This is a genomic window from Pseudomonas sp. JV245A, assembly GCF_032424515.1.
GTDB classification, from domain to species: domain Bacteria; phylum Pseudomonadota; class Gammaproteobacteria; order Pseudomonadales; family Pseudomonadaceae; genus Aquipseudomonas; species Aquipseudomonas protegens.
Window position 1 is genome coordinate 1 of sequence record NZ_VYKE01000681.1, and the last position, 217, is coordinate 217.

The following is a 217-nucleotide window of genomic DNA, read 5'->3' on the forward strand; positions in this document are numbered from 1 at the left end:
GACCCAGGCATCCACCTTGAACGGCTTGCGAATCAAGCGTTCCTTGGCCGCCAGGTCTACTGAATCCTGCAGTTTGCCGAGGAACACCGGGTCCAGGGTCGAGGGGAAGATCTCGCTCAGGCGCTGGTCCTTGAGGTCATCCTGCAAGATCACCGGCGGGTAGCTGGCCAGCCCCGAAACCAGCTGGATGTAGGCTTCCTTGTTGCTGTCCTGGGTC

Annotated in this window: 1 pseudogene; it reads right to left on the reverse strand. The window is 60.8% G+C overall.

Features of this window, described 5'->3' with window-relative positions:
* Positions 1-217 (reverse strand): annotated as a pseudogene (locus F6S12_RS33600) (nitrate ABC transporter substrate-binding protein); the annotation flags it as partial.